Origin of the sequence: Dulcicalothrix desertica PCC 7102 (assembly GCF_003991905.1) — a bacterium.
Lineage (GTDB): Bacteria > Cyanobacteriota > Cyanobacteriia > Cyanobacteriales > Nostocaceae > Dulcicalothrix > Dulcicalothrix desertica.
Genome location: NZ_RSCL01000002.1, coordinates 213,119 through 228,106, shown reverse-complemented (window position 1 = coordinate 228,106; position 14,988 = coordinate 213,119). Strand labels below are relative to the sequence as shown.

Sequence of the window (14,988 nt, the reverse complement as noted above, 5' to 3'; positions counted from 1 at the left end):
TTAATAAGGGGGGGGGGGAAATTTTTAAGCCCCCCTTAATAAGGGGGGTTGGGGGGATTCTATATACAACAAATAATGGTAGAATTGAAATTGTTAAAGCTGGTGTATTAATAATGCTAATAAGACTCAGCATTATTTCGGCGATTTTAGGACTAACATCCTACTGGTTAGGCGCCTTATTCAATATCGATGCTGCTCACATTCCTTATCTACAAACATTGATGAATATTGCCATCATAATTGGACTATATATCAATGTATTAAGTATCGACACAACCTTATTAAAAACCTGTTTGGGTTCCGTTATTACAGTTATATGTATAGGAGTACCCATCAAAATATTTTTACCTGGTTTTCTTCTAGCTTCATTTTCTCCAAAACTGGCGCCTATCGCGTACTTATGTGCTACAGTAATAGCTCAAATCGACCCAATTGCCGCATCAAAATCGCTTCAAACAACCAAAGTTAGCCCAAAATCTGAAACAATCTTACGAGCATGGTCAAGCTTCGATGACCCAGTAACAGTACTATTCGCATTTTATATATTCCTTCCTGCACTAATTTTTCAAGATTCCAACATCAGTCAATACGTAGTCAAAATAGCTACTGATATATTGAGTTGTGCATTAGCTTACTGCTTGTACAGACTATATATAGATAACAGACGAGTAAGTTTATTGAGTGACAGTGTAAAAACCACAATCGAAGTTACTTGTCTAGTCACCATAATGATTTACAGTCTCATCACTGGGTCTTTCCTTTTACCTGCATTCGTAGGATTTTTCCTTAAACCATTTGCTCCAGAAAAACTAGAACCAGTAATTTCAGTAATCTTTTACTTTAGCGTCGTAGTTATAGGTCTGTTATGCACTAACATCAGCTTAAATTGGTTATCGGGTGGAATATTAGCGTTTTCCATGTTTTTTATCGCTCAAGTACTGGTTGCTGTACTCTTTTTAAAAGACTCAATGGCAGATAAGCTCAAAGTTATGTTTGGTCATCAAAACGGGATGACCGCTATTTTGCTAACTGTAGCAATAGAACTATCAGGGTTTGATAAAACTGGAGATTTATTAGCGGTGACATTACCCGCAATTATTTTGATTGCACTGTTTTACTTTAGTACCAATTTTCTACTAGACCGTAAGCTATTCTTGCAACGGATATAACGGATGTAACGGATAAGTAGGTGGGCATAAATATTTATCGTTGAAACAAGCTAGGACGCAGAAGTTAGAAGGTAAGAGCAAGGAGGCTTTGGAGCAACTTTACTTTTCGTTACATACTTCCATTTTTTCTAGAACGGCAAAACTAACTTGAGAGGTAAAATTAATGGCTTAATTATGTAGGCGCCATAGAAAATATCCAACGAGTTTATTATGCTTACAGCCTACGTGTAGCAAGTTTTGCCGCTCTAGTTTTTTTGCGCCTTCCTACTTAGTTGATTTCACGAGTAATTCATCCGTTACATCCGTTCATCATCCGTTGCCAGGTTGCCGCTGATTGCCGCTAATTGCCGTTTATCGTTTATACTTGGCATTGTGCATCTCAACAGTAGGTAATACTTAGCCATGTCTGACATCGACAAAACAGCTAAAGGGAACGTTAAGATTTGCAACCGTAATCATAATCATGCTGATGATTGGGATGATGGTGGTTGTTGCCAAGACGCTAAAGCAACAAATGATGATAATGTCGGCGCCAAGAATCAGCAAAAAAAGCCACAGTAACCTAACTTCTGTAAAATATTCTTTGCTCCTAATTTAAATTTGACAAAGGAAGCTTGAGAATTATGGCGCCTCTAGCACTGCTGAGTGTATCGAATAAAACAGGTTTAATTGACCTAGCAAAAAGTTTAGTGGAAGAATTTGGCTTTGATATAGTTAGCAGTGGAGGAACCGCTAAAGCTTTAAAGGATGCAGGTTTACCAGTAACTAAAGTTGCTGATTATACTGGTTCACCCGAAATTTTAGGTGGAAGAGTCAAAACTTTGCATCCACGTATTCACGGTGGAATATTAGCACGTCGTGACATTCCCCAAGATGTAACAGATTTGGAAGAAAATCAAATTCGTCCTATTGATTTGGTTGTTGTAAATCTTTATCCTTTTGAAGAAACCATTGCAAAACCGGGTGTAACTCTAGGAGATGCTGTAGAGCAGATTGATATTGGTGGCCCTGCAATGTTGAGAGCAGCTTCTAAAAACTTTGCCCATTTAACTGTATTATGTGACCCCGCTCAATATAATGAGTATCTACAAGAATTGCGACAAAATGGCGCCTCATCGTTAGAGTTTCGGCAAAAATGCGCGCTCAAAGGATTTTTACATACTTCGAGTTATGACCAAGCCATATCAGAATATCTTGGTAGTCTAACTTCTACAGAGACAGTACCACAACAATACAGTATTTCTGGCAAGCAAATTCAAGCTTTACGTTACGGAGAAAACCCCCATCAACAAGCTGGGTGGTATCAAACTGGTAGCACAGCAACTGGATGGGCAGCAGCGAGTAAACTTCAAGGAAAGGAACTTAGCTACAATAATTTGGTGGATTTAGAAGCTGCACGCCAAATTATCGCTGAATTTACCGATAAACCTGCTGCGACAATTATTAAACATACAAATCCTTGTGGTACCGCGATTGGAAATACAATCCACGAAGCATATACAAAAGCTTATAACGCTGATGCAGTATCGGCTTTTGGTGGAATTGTCGCACTCAACCAACCAATTGATGCAGCAACGGCTACTGAGTTAACAAAGATATTCTTAGAATGTGTAGTTGCACCAGGGTGTAATAATGAAGCACAAGAGATATTGGCAAAAAAAGCAAATGTGAGGGTATTAATTTTACCTGACTTGCTCACAGGACCGAAGCAAAACATCAAAGCTGTTGCAGGTGGCTTTCTTGTTCAAGGTGCCGATGATATTATTGCGGACACAAGTAAATGGAATGTCGTCACCGAGAAAAAACCATCTGACACAGAACTCGAAGAATTATTATTTGCCTGGAAAGTTTGTAAACACGTTAAGTCAAACGCCATCGTGATCGCACGCGACTATACTACCCTTGGTATTGGCGCCGGACAAATGAACCGTGTTGGTTCTGTAAAAATTGCTCTCGAACAAGCGAACGGTGGCGCCGAAAATGCATTCCTTGCCAGCGATGCGTTCTTTCCGTTTGATGACTCGGTGCGTACTGCTGCTGCTGCTGGAATTAAAGCTATTGTTCAACCGGGTGGCAGTGTTCGCGATGAAGATTCTATCAAAGCCGCTAATGAACTGGGTTTGATAATGGTGTTCACAGGAATTAGGCATTTTATGCACTAGCCAATTTTAAAACTGTCATGTACAGCACTTGCGGTTTGAAAAAAAGCAGAGTATTCTATAGGGGTGTGTGAGGAGTAAGTTGAAAATACATAAAGCGTCTGGAGTGGAAACACGGTCACACGTCCAGGCGCTTTTTGTATTTTATTTAAAAGTGAAAAATGAGAAACCGGGTTTCTGTTGAGAGACTTGGTTTTTTAGTGTTGGTTGTCATAAGAAACCCGGTTTCTTTTTGAGATTTGAGTTTTTAGGTTGTCGTGAGAAATGAGAAACCAGGTTTCTGTTGGGAGACTTGGTTTTTTAGTGTAGGTTGTCATAAGAAACCTGGTTTCTTTTTGAGATTTGAGTTTTTAGGTTGTCGTGAGAAATGAGAAACCAGGTTTCTGTTGAGAGACTTGGTTTTTTAGTGTAGGTTGTAACAAGAAACCAGGTTTCTTTTTGAGATTTGAGTTTTTAGGTTGTCGTGAGAAATGAGAAACCAGGTTTCTGTTGAGGGACTTGGTTTTTTAGTGTAGGTTGTCATAAGAAACCTGGTTTCTGCGGTTTCTAGAGTGTGCAGTTAGGAAAGTGTCACCAGCATTACTTGTTTTATTTTAAAAACACTCTATTATATAGGAGTGTGTGAGGAGTAAGTTGAGAACAGAAAGCGCTTGGAGTGGAAACACGGTCACACGTCCAGGCGCTTTTTGGTTTCTACAAATATAAAAATCTTATATTTAGTAACTTATTTGTATAAAATATATCTTGATGATTGAGGACGTAATATCTCTACATAAAGTTCCCAATTCTGAAAAAAATCTTAAAGTTCGATATTCCAGGCGTATTTGATGCGAATCTAAAAGCTAGTTAAAAACTCTGCACTCAAACGGGTTGCTTTACATAAAGACTCGGAGTTTGGAATTTTATCAATGAATGCACCATATTTTCTAGCGTTAGCCTTAACCAAAAGCCTAGCGCTTTCTTATGGCGCCTATCCAACAAAATTTTTACTAATTATTGCGATTCACAAATCTACACCTTTCGTGGAGTAGCTGTAAGGCATGAGTTACATTCATTTAATTTGCCAATTTTGGGCGCATCGGTTTCCTTTTTGGGGTATTTGTCAGCTACAATTTGACCCGAAGCAAAAAACTTTATATTTTTATTGTCAGACTCCAGCCAAGAGGACGACTATTTCTAAGGATGCAGATGCCATCGCGAATTTGGATATTGGGATTGAACAGTTTGTAGTAGTGCAGCAAGGTTATCCTGATATTGTTATTCAGAAACGATAAACGGCGCCTATCGTTACATAATTATACAGTGGTTTGAAAGATTTTACAAAAAGTTGTCAGAAACACTTGCCATATTCGACAACAAGGGATATTCTTTAGGAGTGTGTGAGGAGTAAGTTGAAAACAGAAAGCGCTTGGAGTGGAAACACGGTCACACGTCCAAGCGCTTTTTGCTTTTCCCCCCCTTTTTTGTAATAAGGACTTCAGTCCTTACCTACAAACCAACCCGCTCAACCTCTTGCCCCACAACAACCGGACTACGCTTCAAAGTAAACAAAGCCAAAACAATCCCCAAAACCGCCAAACCCGCAGTAGGGTAAAAGAAATTACTATAACTACCAAAAATATCTCTAATTCTACCAGCGAGTAAAGTCCCACCCAAGGCACCCACTCCATACGCGGTAAAAACAATACCATAATTCTTGGCGTAATTCTCAGGATTAAACAAAGTTAACGTAGAAGTTGGTGCAATTGCTAACCATCCTCCTAACGAAAAATAAAACAGCGCAAAAGCGACCTTATAAGTCAAAGCATCACCAATTCCAACCTTCAACATCATAATCGAAGCAATTAATATTAGTACAAACGCTAATATAGCTCCATATTTAGCACTAAAACGGTCAGTGAACCAACCAAAGAAAGGTCTACCGGCGCCGTTAAAAATAGCAAACAAAGATACTAACGAAGCAGCAGTTGCCGCATCGAGCTTGACAATTTCTTGTGCGAGGGGACTAGCAATACCAATTGCAGCAAGTCCAGCGAAAGAACCGATCGCATAGCACAACCATAACCCATAAAAAGAGCCAGATTGCAGCATTGGTACTCTTTCATTAATAGAAGTTGCGGTTTTAGCAGAAGCATGAAAACCTTGAGGTTTCCAACCTGTGGGTGGTGTTTGTAAAAGCGTTGAGATAGCGAGAATAATTATAGTGAAAGCAATGCCCAAAGTCAGAAAGGTTTGTCTAACACCATTCGTGTCAATAAGTGATTTCGCTAAAGGTGCTGTAATTAATGGAGACAAACCAAAACCAATTACAGTTAACCCAACAGCCAAACCCTTTTTATCAGGAAACCATTTAGCTACAACCGCTAAAGGTACACCATATACAATCCCAACTCCTACACCAGCAATTACACCGTAAGTAAAAGTCAGCGTAGTTATATTACCTTCAAAACTAGAGAGAATATAACCCAACCCAGTTATAATTCCTCCAACTGCTGTAATTAAACGGGCGCCAAAGCGATTGATGTAAAATCCTGTAATTGGCATTAATATTGCAAACACTACCAATAGCACAGTAAAAGGTAGCAAACTCTCAGTGGCGCCAATGTTAAGTAATTTTTCAAGAGGTTTTCTGAAAATACTCCACGAATACACCGTACCCAAACACAATAGTACCGTTAAACCAAGAGGTATAAATAACCATCTACCTTTTTCAGCAGGCAGACCAAAAAGTTTGATTTCCATAATGCTTTGAAAGTAGTTTTTTGAAGTATCGCACCTTTACAAGCTAGGTACTAGTACTTGACTGCACAAAATCCTTAGAAAGTGTAAAAACTTTACAAACAAATATATATATAAAATTTAATATTAATTTAATCTTTACGAAAATGATTTAACATTTATTTAATAAAAAAAATAAGTAATTTTGCGCTAATGTGACAAATCTTATGTATTGTCTTAGTAAAGACATCATGAGATTCGTATCTTTTGTATTTATGGATATCAATCAAATTGGTACAGTGGCTGTTTCACTATTGACCACGTTTGGACTGAAAATTTTAGGTGCCATCGCACTGTGGATAGTAGGTCAAAAGCTTATAGACTTTGCGACAAGACTATTACGGCGAGTATTCCGCAATCAACATGTAGATGCGACACTCATTAGTTACCTAACTAACATCATCTCCGTAACATTACGGGTGATATTAATTGTCGCTTTACTAGGTTTTTTCGGAATTGAAACCACATCATTTGCCGCATTACTAGCGGCAGCAGGTGTAGCAATTGGCGCCGCATGGGGTGGACTACTAGCAAACTTTGCTGCTGGTGCATTCCTGGTAATCTTCCGTCCATTCAAAGTAGGTGATTTTATTTGTGCAGGTGGTGCAACGGGTACTGTCCACGAAATTGGACTGTTTGCCACGAGTATTAATACCCTTGACAACGTGATGACAATTGTCGGTAATAACAAAATTTTCTCCGACAACATCCAAAACTTTTCTACCAACGCCTATCGACGTGTTGATTTAGTAGCTCAACTAAACCATAGCGTAGATCATAACGATGCAATTCGGCGCCTGAGAGACCGAGTTAGCGCTATTCCAAACGTTCTTAGCTCTCCTGCACCCGACATCGAAATTCTTAAATTTGAGGCAGCTGGTCCAGTCTTGGTAGTACGTCCTTATTGCAATAATGACCATTACTGGCAAGTGTACTTCGATACCAACAAGACAATTCGCGAAACATTCACTCAAGCTGAGTATCCGGTTCCTGTTGAAGCGTTTAGCCTGAATGGACTAACTAAAGGGTCTAACGGCGCCGCATTAATACCGTCATAATTATTATCATTCACATTAGAATCCCGGTTTCTTGAAGAAATCGGGATTCTTTTTATACTCTTCATATTGAAACTGCAATTACATACATATACTTAATAAATTTGATTCGATAATAGTGAATCATTATATTTACGGGCATATTTAATTGCTCAACAAATGAATATTCTTTTTATCTTATGAACGTATTATCGGGTGCTAGAAATGCTTACGTCGATTGGATTTATTATCTTTATTGGCTTATTAATCTTTATATATACATATCGTCATCAAATTCGTGTCTGGTATAAACGAACACGTATGCTAAAAGATTAATTGCGCTAGCAAAAAGAAAAAATCCTGGTAAACCTGAACGTTGGTATGTAGAAAAAGTCCTGTATGACTTACAAAGAAGAAGATAGATGAATATTCAACAGCGAGAGCAATTTAACGTAATAGTTCAAAAAATAGAGAAATATGCTCGGCAAAACCCTTCTTACTATAAGCTGCGCGTTTTTTTGCTAGCAATACTAGGGTATGCTTACATTACATTTGTATTTTTATTAATGTGTGGTGGAATATGGACTTTAAGAAATTTTATAGTATCAACGCAATTAGATTATTTAGTTAAACGTATTGACTATGTAATTATTATATTAATAATTGGGATTATTCGATTATTTTGGGTAAAGTTTCAGCGTCCAAAGGGTTTAGAATTATACCGTCAACAGGTACCAGACCTATTTGCTATTATTGATGAAATTAGAGAAATATTAAAGGCGCCGCGAATTCACCATATATTATTAACTTATGAGCAGAATGCGGGTGTTTTACAAATACCGCGTTTAGGTTTTCTGGGTTGGCAGAAAAATTACTTATTATTAGGGTTGCCGTTATTACAATCATTGAGTGTTGAACAGTTTCGTTCGACAATAGCTCATGAGTTAGGACATTTATCTGGAAACCATAGTCGCTTTTCTGGATGGGTTTACCGAGTGCGACGAACTTGGTATCAATTAGCTTCGACTGGCGACTTTTTTCTATTTAAGTATTTTTTCCAATGGTACGAACCATATTTTAACGCTTATTCTTTCGCACTCGCACGCGCACAAGAGTACGAAGCAGATAGACGTTCGGTTGAAATATGTGGCATTGAAACTTCAGCCGAAGAGTTAATTAATATATATATACATAACTCGTTTTTACATGAAGTCTTCTGGAAAAATATTTATGACAAAGCAATTCATAGCTCTGAGGCGCCGAATGGTACAATAACTAAACTACTGCAAGCTTTGAGAACAGATATCAAAACTCACGACGCAGTTAAATGGTTAGGATTAGCTTGTTCAGACATTACCAATAATGATGATACTCACCCTTGCTTATCAGAACGTCTTGAAGCAATGGGATATCTCATCAATTCAAATAATACTAATAAACTACCTAAATATATTGAAGAAACAGCAGCAGAATACTTCTTTGACGAGACATTATTTAGCTTTGCTGCATATCTAGATGAGCAGTGGAAACGAGAAATTGCTTCATATTGGCAAAAAATGCACGTTAGACTACTGTACCAACAGCAAAACTTAACGGCATTAGAAGCAAAAGCATATAAATATACTTTAACTCCCGAACAAGCTTGGAAACGGGGTGTTTTAACAGAAAAGTTTCAATCTCAAGAACCTGCTATAAAAATATTTTCCTCATTGTTAGCAGCTGACCCCAACCATGCTAAAGCGAATTACGACTTAGGGAGAATATTACTGCAAAACTATGATGGTAAAGGTATTGACTACCTGAACAAAGCTATAGACCTCGACCCAGAGTTAGTAATACCAAGCTGCGAAATACTTTACGGTTTCTATATGCGCTGTTCACAACCTGAACAAGCGAACAAATATTTATTACTTCGTCAACAGTATCAACCATCATTCAAACTATTCCAACTCGAACGTCAGCACATCAACCACATCGGTAAATTCATTCCCCATGACTTATCACCAGTTGAAGTGCAGCAAATTACTGAACACTTATCGAATTATTCATCTGTGGGTAAAGCATATTTAGTTATAAAGCGAACAAAAATCTTTCCAGATAAACCTTTATATCTACTTGGTATTATACGTTATTTTGTTCGAGGAACAGGCGCCGACTACCAACCAGACGCAGAACTAATAGAACAAATCAACTCCGAAATCAACCTCAGAAGTCAAGTGCATGTAATAATTTTTAACCAAACTAACATGAAATTATACGGCGCCGTTACCCGCGTTCGAGATGCATGTATATTACAATACAAGTAGAGAGGCGATTCATCGCGTCTTTACACAGCATATAATACAAACATATATATAATTTTCTACTAATTATGGTACAAACAATACAAGCGCGCGATATAAGTCTTTACGATTTAGAAGAAAAATTTGGCTTAGAATTAATTACAAACCCAGACTTTTTCACAGAATGGGTAGATAACTTACCAACACTAACAAACGAAGAAAAACTAGCATTAGAACGAATTAAAAGCAACTACTTAAATTTAACAAAACGGCGCCCAATGTCAGAAGAAGCCGTTAAAATGGTAGTACTATCAAGGCTATTAGATTTAGCAGGATTATATCAGGCGCCTTACGAAATAGAAACAGAAACCTCCACTCAAATATCTGCTGAAGATGAAGGCATTATAGTTAAAGGTAATATTGATGTATTAGTTATACAAAAGCGTCTCTGGGTTTTGGTAATAGAATCAAAAAGTACCAAATTTGACGTAATAACCGCATTACCCCAAGCATTAGCTTACATGCTTGACACTCCGAATGCTGAAAAGCCTACTTTTGGTTTACTAGTTAACGGTAGAGAATTTGTCTTTATAAAATTGATTAAACAACAACCAAAATACGCACGTTCTTATGCTTTATCAATAGAAAAAGAACATGAACTACAACAGGTATTAAGCATCTTAAAACGTTTGAGTGAATTAATAGGCGCGTAAGTAGAGACTCATATGAAATAATCATTCATACGGTAAATAATTTTATGACAGCACTTACATTAAACTTAAATTCTGTAATTAGACTAACAAGAGAGCAGTTTTATCAACTGTGTGAAGAAAATCCAGATTTAAAATTAGAACGCAATGCTGAAGGAGAATTAATTATAATGCCACCTACGGGAGGAGAAACAGGGAGAAGTAACGTTAATTTAATTCTTCAACTAGCATCATGGAACGAGCAAAACCAACTGGGTGAAGTTTTTAATTCTTCTACAGGATTCACATTACCAAATGGCGCCGACCGTTCGCCAGATGTATCTTGGGTAGAAAAGTCTCGTTGGAATGCTTTAACTAAAGAACAGAAAGAAAAATTTATACCTCTTTGCCCAGATTTTGCCATTGAAATAATGTCACCATCCGATACTCTGAAAAAAGTTCAAGCCAAAATGCGAGAGTATATAGAAAATGGGTGTCGTTTGGGTTGGTTGATAAATCGAAAACAACAGGAAGTAGAAATTTATCGTCCTGGACAACAGATAGAAGTTGTAAAATTACCTCAAACTGTTTCCGGAGAAAGTATTTTACCTGGATTTACACTTAATTTACAAAAAATTTGGGGATAATTTGTATGCTGGCTTAAGCTACCATACCATATTACCCCACAGTCGAGGAAGCCTGTGCTACAAAACCGACCTACTTGTATATTAATCGTCCCTCAATATGGCTATTAATAAGTTGATTAGAGGTAAAAAATTCTTCAATGACATCTTGGGCAGATGTTGTGATTACCTTTGGGGCGCCTAATTTAGTAAATTCTTCAGGCATGACACCTAAAGTGCGTTCTGAATTCTTACAATAATATTCTTGCAAACAGATGGTGTATTGATGGTCTTTTTGTACTGGTTTCTCATGAACGCTCAAAGATTCCAGCCTTTGTTCACTCTCGTTGTAAATAGCCTGAATATTTTTGTTCACCTGAAAACAAGTGCTGCTTTTACCTGGCATTCTGTTTTCTGGTCTCATAATGTGTGTAAATATCTTGGTGAGATGTGTACCAGTGACTTTAACTTTATATAGTGGACTGTCATAAGGAAAAACTTCTTTAAGGTTACCCAATGTAACTACAGGGCCTAATTGTGTTCCACGTATTGAACCACTTCCAACAATAGCGACATCACACGTATCAATTTGACCAAAAATATCGGCAATTAAATTACCCAATTCAGTTTCTTGGTCACGTCTGGGGTGTGTAAGTTGACGTGTTAATCGAGAAACAAGACGATTATACTTGCGGTCTACGGCATCTTTGAAGGTGGCAATTAACTCTTCAATTTTAGTATCAGGTTCTGCAAGCTTACTATCTACAGTTAGGAGTTGCCACTTCCATTCCACAATGCTGTTAGTATCATCGTCCACTGTAATATCAAAACGTCCAATTTGGTCAGTTCCTACCCCAGCTTGTGCAATCAAAATGTCATTTATTTGGGCTGGTTGCTCTAAAATTGTATGGGAGTGTCCGCCAATTATCATATCTACTCCCCATTCTGGGTCTAGCATCGCCGCTAATTTTTTATCTTCTTCAAAACCAATATGTGTTAAGAGTACTGTTAAATCAATATCCTCATTTTTGTACGCATTGCAAATCTTACCTACTTCTGTAGCAGCATCTTCGAGACTAACAAATGTGCCAATACTAGTATCAAGTTTTAATGATTTAAGAGCTTCTTGAGTAATAATACCAATAAACATAATATCAAATCCATCTACATTAAGAATAACGTAGGGATTCATTAACCTTTTATTATACTTTTTAATATATAAGTTGGCATTAACAATCGGGAAATTTGCCAGCTTTTCCAAAACAAGTAAATGAGGAAACCCATAATCTAATTCATGGTTTCCCAAAGTTACTACATCAGGCGCCAGGTAATTCATAACTTCTATCGTCGAAATACCTTTATATTCACTATCAATAATAGAACCCTGAAGCATGTCGCCAGAAATAACAAAAAGCGTGTTTTTTTCTTCAGAGCGAACTTTATTTAAGTATCCAGAAAGCAACGACAGTCCACCAATAAGATGACCCTCGGCGCCCTTTGCCTCTGCCAGAAAGTCACCATGTATATCGTTTGAGTGCAAAATAGTAAACTTCTTAAACCGTTCAGTCATCGTCTTGTATTAGGAGCAACTGTATACTTTTATACTTTATGTCTGAGAATACGTCAAATTATTGGCGGTTTAGACTTTGAAGATATTTTTAATGACGAGGAAGATTAAGTAGATTTTTAGCGCCCCAACTATCCCTCTTTTGGGGAAATCATCTGGGCTACAATTTTACTCGAACTCAACACCCCAGGAATTCCGGCGCCTGGATGTGTACCTGCACCAACAAAATATAAATTAGATATATCCTCACTTTGGTTATGGGGACGGAAGTAAGCAGATTGAAACAAAGTAGGTTCAATTGAAAACGCACTTCCCAAGTAACTGTTCAGGTCGAAGCGAAAATGTAACGGGTCTATATAATGTTCTGTAACGATATGCTGCGATAAATCGGGTAAATATTTTTCTTCGAGATATTTAACTATCCTATCGCGGAACGGTTTTGCCATAGTCTTCCAATCTACATTGCCACCCAAGTGAGGTACTGGCGCCAATACATAAAAACAATCACAACCAGATGGTGCCAGTGAAGGGTCAGTGGCAGTTGGTCGATGCAAGTATAGCGAAAAATCATCAGGTAAGTATTTTCGCGTAAATATATCTTCAATCCAATCTCGATAGCGCTTACCCATCAGAATCTCATGATGCGCCATATGTTCATATTGGCGATTAGTTCCAAAATACAGCACAAACAACGACATCGAGTACCGCAGGCTTTTAATTCTCTTATCGCTCCATTTTCTACGGTACTTTGCTGGTATCAAATTTAAATATGTAAATGCAACATCAGCATTACTAACAACTGCATCGGCGCCAATATAGCCATGATTATTTGTATTGACACCAGTTGCGCGCTTAGTTTTAGCATCAATAACAATTTCTGTAACTTCAGTATTGAGTAAAACTTTACCACCTATATCTATAAATAACCGTCGTAAACCTTCAACTAAGGCACCAGTACCACCCATTGCAAACCAAATACCAAAAGCCTGCTCAAGCTTATGAATCATCGCATAAATAGAAGTACTCTGAAACGGGTTGCCACCAATTAACAGCGGATGAAAACTAAATACCTGTCGTAGTCGTTCATCTTGAATATATTGATTAACAAACCCTGCTACCGATTTAAAAGACTGTAATTCCACCATATCAGGCGCCACTTTCACCATATCAGTAATATTACCGAAAGGTTTAGTCATTAAAGGCAAACCCTTATTAAAAACAGCTTGACTCGCTTGGTAAAAACGTTCGTAACCAGCCACATCATTCGGGTTAAACGCGCGGATTTGTTCAATTAGATAATCAGCGTCGTTATTATAGTGAAAAACAGAACCATCTTCAAAGCGAATATTATAAAACGGGTTGAGTTGTACAAGCTTGACGTAATCTTGCATCGGTTTACCCGACACGTCAAACAGTTCCTCAATTAACCACGGCGCCGTAATAATAGTAGGACCACCATCAAATTTAAATCCGGAAAGCTCATATACATAAGCACGTCCCCCTAACTTATCACGTTTATCAATCAACGTAACTTGATGCCCACTTGCTTGTAAACGTATCGCTGTGGCTATTCCACCAAACCCGGCGCCTATCACTACAATATTCATTGATTACTTGTACCTACACCCAACCTATAATTTCATTATTACTCAATGAATGACCTATGATGCTCTCGTTGAAGTGAAAATAGCTATCATATAATATATTTTGTAAATACCTTAAGCAGCTGTATGCAAACAATCGCAACAAAAGTCAATGTTAGTGAAGACCACAAATTAACAATTCAGCTACCTACTAACATTCCGGCAGGTGAGTACGAGGTCGTTTTGGTTTTCAACAATTCTTCACCTCAGCCTTCTGTAGAAGCATTGATTGCCGAAGCACAAGCTCTTGTACGTCAGTTTGTTCCCGCCGAACGTTCGCTCGCAACAGAACTTATTGACGAACGTAGAGAGGAAGGTCTCTGTGAGTGAGGTAGTTTTGGATGCTTCTGCTGTTTTAGCTCTTCTTAAGCAGGAGACAGGTAGCGAGCAAGTAGCTACTTACATACCACAAGCAGCAATTAGTTCTGTAAATTATTCAGAAGTTGTTGCTAAACTCGCAGACGCTGGTGTGCCAGAATTAACAGTTCAAAAAATTCTTGGTAACTTAAATCTTGAAGTTATTGCTTTTGATTTAGAACAAGCAATAAAAGCAGGAATGCTTAGACCTTTGACAAAGATTATTGGGTTATCGTTTGGAGATAGGGCTTGTCTTGGGTTAGGGCTTTTCCTTAGTCAACCAGTTATAACGGCAGACCGTCAATGGCAAAACCTTAATCTAGGTATTGATATACAAGTTATACGTTAGTCATCGATTTTGTAATTAAATATTCTATATCTCCTAAAAATCCTGATTTATTTCCCAATCATCTGGGGAAATAGCAGGTTCCGACGGGTCTGCCAAATAAGAATATGGTCGCATTTCTCTAAGAGGATTAATTGGATATTCAGCTTGGGTTTCCGAATTGCTAATTTCACCAAACCTTTCTTGGATACTTTCTCTCAACAGTGAGGAAGCTAACTCTTCTATAGACATTTCATTTAAAGCAGCGGCTTGAATTAGAGATTTTTGAGTTGCTTGATTAATATAAATATTAATACCAATCATAGTTAGACCACTCTAATTTTCTATATTATACCAGATAT

Annotated in this window: 15 protein-coding genes; 11 read left to right on the top strand and 4 right to left on the bottom strand. The window is 37.7% G+C overall.

Annotated elements, in window-relative coordinates; genetic code table 11:
• Positions 1 to 113: 113 nt before the first annotated feature.
• The 5 genes from DSM106972_RS05100 to DSM106972_RS05090 all read left to right on the top strand — a co-directional run bounded on the left by DSM106972_RS05100 (position 114) and on the right by DSM106972_RS05090 (position 4,602).
• Positions 114 to 1,169 (top strand): hypothetical protein, encoded by a 1,056-nt coding sequence (locus DSM106972_RS05100; RefSeq protein WP_127079493.1) that lies wholly within the window; start codon positions 114 to 116, stop codon positions 1,167 to 1,169.
• Positions 1,170 to 1,571: 402 nt separating this feature from the next.
• Complete coding sequence (locus DSM106972_RS51180) at positions 1,572 to 1,730, top strand: hypothetical protein (RefSeq protein WP_158632768.1); 159 nt, start codon at positions 1,572 to 1,574, stop codon at positions 1,728 to 1,730.
• Between the two features lie 62 nt (positions 1,731 to 1,792).
• On the top strand, positions 1,793 to 3,331 hold the full coding sequence (purH, locus tag DSM106972_RS05095; RefSeq protein ID WP_127079491.1) for a bifunctional phosphoribosylaminoimidazolecarboxamide formyltransferase/IMP cyclohydrolase: 1,539 nt from the start codon (positions 1,793 to 1,795) through the stop codon (positions 3,329 to 3,331).
• Positions 3,332 to 4,236: 905 nt separating this feature from the next.
• Entirely contained in the window at positions 4,237 to 4,359 is a 123-nt protein-coding gene (locus tag DSM106972_RS54775) for a hypothetical protein (protein WP_267901059.1), read from the top strand.
• 9 nt (positions 4,360 to 4,368) lie between these two features.
• On the top strand, positions 4,369 to 4,602 hold the full coding sequence (locus tag DSM106972_RS05090; protein ID WP_127079489.1) for a hypothetical protein: 234 nt from the start codon (positions 4,369 to 4,371) through the stop codon (positions 4,600 to 4,602).
• Between the two features lie 214 nt (positions 4,603 to 4,816).
• On the opposite strand, the gene DSM106972_RS05085 is transcribed toward DSM106972_RS05090, so the two are convergent.
• Positions 4,817 to 6,070 carry an L-lactate MFS transporter gene (locus DSM106972_RS05085; protein ID WP_127079487.1) on the bottom strand — a complete coding sequence of 418 codons (1,254 nt, stop codon included), beginning with the start codon at positions 6,068 to 6,070 and terminating at the stop codon, positions 4,817 to 4,819.
• A 251-nt stretch (positions 6,071 to 6,321) separates the two neighbouring features.
• On the opposite strand from DSM106972_RS05085, the gene DSM106972_RS05080 reads away from it, so the two are divergent.
• The 4 genes from DSM106972_RS05080 to DSM106972_RS05065 all read left to right on the top strand — a co-directional run bounded on the left by DSM106972_RS05080 (position 6,322) and on the right by DSM106972_RS05065 (position 10,758).
• Positions 6,322 to 7,164 (top strand): mechanosensitive ion channel family protein, encoded by an 843-nt coding sequence (locus tag DSM106972_RS05080; RefSeq protein WP_127079485.1) that lies wholly within the window; start codon positions 6,322 to 6,324, stop codon positions 7,162 to 7,164.
• A gap of 398 nt (positions 7,165 to 7,562) precedes the next feature.
• Positions 7,563 to 9,446, top strand: coding sequence for a M48 family metallopeptidase (locus DSM106972_RS05075; RefSeq protein WP_127079483.1), 1,884 nt, complete (start codon positions 7,563 to 7,565; stop codon positions 9,444 to 9,446).
• Positions 9,447 to 9,511: 65 nt separating this feature from the next.
• Entirely contained in the window at positions 9,512 to 10,135 is a 624-nt protein-coding gene (locus tag DSM106972_RS05070) for a type I restriction endonuclease (RefSeq protein ID WP_127079481.1), read from the top strand.
• A gap of 44 nt (positions 10,136 to 10,179) precedes the next feature.
• On the top strand, positions 10,180 to 10,758 hold the full coding sequence (locus DSM106972_RS05065; protein ID WP_127079479.1) for a Uma2 family endonuclease: 579 nt from the start codon (positions 10,180 to 10,182) through the stop codon (positions 10,756 to 10,758).
• A 70-nt stretch (positions 10,759 to 10,828) separates the two neighbouring features.
• On the opposite strand, the gene DSM106972_RS05060 is transcribed toward DSM106972_RS05065, so the two are convergent.
• Entirely contained in the window at positions 10,829 to 12,304 is a 1,476-nt protein-coding gene (locus tag DSM106972_RS05060) for a bifunctional metallophosphatase/5'-nucleotidase (protein WP_127079477.1), read from the bottom strand.
• 128 nt (positions 12,305 to 12,432) lie between these two features.
• Positions 12,433 to 13,908 carry a phytoene desaturase gene (locus DSM106972_RS05055; protein WP_127079475.1) on the bottom strand — a complete coding sequence of 492 codons (1,476 nt, stop codon included), beginning with the start codon at positions 13,906 to 13,908 and terminating at the stop codon, positions 12,433 to 12,435.
• Between the two features lie 123 nt (positions 13,909 to 14,031).
• On the opposite strand from DSM106972_RS05055, the gene DSM106972_RS05050 reads away from it, so the two are divergent.
• On the top strand, positions 14,032 to 14,274 hold the full coding sequence (locus tag DSM106972_RS05050) for a hypothetical protein (protein ID WP_127079473.1): 243 nt from the start codon (positions 14,032 to 14,034) through the stop codon (positions 14,272 to 14,274).
• Positions 14,267 to 14,650 (top strand): type II toxin-antitoxin system VapC family toxin, encoded by a 384-nt coding sequence (locus DSM106972_RS05045; protein WP_127079471.1) that lies wholly within the window; start codon positions 14,267 to 14,269, stop codon positions 14,648 to 14,650. Before DSM106972_RS05050 ends, DSM106972_RS05045 begins: the two co-directional genes overlap by 8 nt.
• A 33-nt stretch (positions 14,651 to 14,683) precedes the next feature.
• Here DSM106972_RS05045 and DSM106972_RS05040 read toward each other — a convergent pair whose 3' ends face one another.
• The gene (locus DSM106972_RS05040; protein ID WP_127079469.1) at positions 14,684 to 14,950 is read right to left on the bottom strand and encodes a hypothetical protein; all 267 of its coding nucleotides are present in this window, start codon (positions 14,948 to 14,950) and stop codon (positions 14,684 to 14,686) included.
• Positions 14,951 to 14,988: the final 38 nt, after the last annotated feature.

What these genes read in the sequence shown, in the direction of transcription:
- DSM106972_RS05090 (WP_127079489.1), top strand. Translation starts at nt 4,369, where the DNA reads ATGAGTTACATTCATTTAATTTGCCAATTTTGGGCGCATCGGTTTCCT.
- DSM106972_RS05065 (WP_127079479.1), top strand. Translation starts at nt 10,180, where the DNA reads ATGACAGCACTTACATTAAACTTAAATTCTGTAATTAGACTAACAAGA.
- DSM106972_RS05075 (WP_127079483.1), top strand. Translation starts at nt 7,563, where the DNA reads ATGAATATTCAACAGCGAGAGCAATTTAACGTAATAGTTCAAAAAATA.
- DSM106972_RS05040 (WP_127079469.1), bottom strand. Translation starts at nt 14,950, where the DNA reads ATGATTGGTATTAATATTTATATTAATCAAGCAACTCAAAAATCTCTA.
- purH (WP_127079491.1), top strand. Translation starts at nt 1,793, where the DNA reads ATGGCGCCTCTAGCACTGCTGAGTGTATCGAATAAAACAGGTTTAATT.
- DSM106972_RS05060 (WP_127079477.1), bottom strand. Translation starts at nt 12,304, where the DNA reads ATGACTGAACGGTTTAAGAAGTTTACTATTTTGCACTCAAACGATATA.
- DSM106972_RS05085 (WP_127079487.1), bottom strand. Translation starts at nt 6,070, where the DNA reads ATGGAAATCAAACTTTTTGGTCTGCCTGCTGAAAAAGGTAGATGGTTA.
- DSM106972_RS05100 (WP_127079493.1), top strand. Translation starts at nt 114, where the DNA reads ATGCTAATAAGACTCAGCATTATTTCGGCGATTTTAGGACTAACATCC.
- DSM106972_RS05050 (WP_127079473.1), top strand. Translation starts at nt 14,032, where the DNA reads ATGCAAACAATCGCAACAAAAGTCAATGTTAGTGAAGACCACAAATTA.
- DSM106972_RS05055 (WP_127079475.1), bottom strand. Translation starts at nt 13,908, where the DNA reads ATGAATATTGTAGTGATAGGCGCCGGGTTTGGTGGAATAGCCACAGCG.
- DSM106972_RS51180 (WP_158632768.1), top strand. Translation starts at nt 1,572, where the DNA reads ATGTCTGACATCGACAAAACAGCTAAAGGGAACGTTAAGATTTGCAAC.
- DSM106972_RS05070 (WP_127079481.1), top strand. Translation starts at nt 9,512, where the DNA reads ATGGTACAAACAATACAAGCGCGCGATATAAGTCTTTACGATTTAGAA.
- DSM106972_RS54775 (WP_267901059.1), top strand. Translation starts at nt 4,237, where the DNA reads ATGAATGCACCATATTTTCTAGCGTTAGCCTTAACCAAAAGCCTAGCG.
- DSM106972_RS05080 (WP_127079485.1), top strand. Translation starts at nt 6,322, where the DNA reads ATGGATATCAATCAAATTGGTACAGTGGCTGTTTCACTATTGACCACG.